The 214-nt window shown below is 47.7% G+C and carries 1 protein-coding gene; it reads left to right on the top strand.

Translation table 11 applies throughout. The annotated features are described in order from the left end of the window. A partial coding sequence (locus tag AB4585_RS23735; protein WP_372171220.1) for a UbiD family decarboxylase domain-containing protein occupies positions 1 to 214 on the top strand: 214 nt, incomplete at both ends.

A 214-nucleotide genomic window follows, 5' to 3' on the forward strand; every position in this document is an offset into this window, starting at 1 on the left:
GCTCTAGATAAACTGCCTGTTTTTAAACAAGTCCTCAATATGCCGGCAAAGCGCCTTCGTAAAGCGCCTTGCCAAGATATCGTCTGGCAGGGTGATGACGTCGACTTAGATAAGATCCCAGTTATGAGTTGTTGGCCCGAGGATGTCGCTCCACTATTAACGTGGGGATTAACGGTTACTCGCGGACCTAATCAGAAACGACAAAACCTTGGTA

It is taken from the genome of Vibrio sp. 10N.222.49.C9 (assembly GCF_041474985.1).
In the GTDB taxonomy this organism is placed as follows: Bacteria; Pseudomonadota; Gammaproteobacteria; order Enterobacterales; family Vibrionaceae; genus Vibrio; species Vibrio crassostreae_C.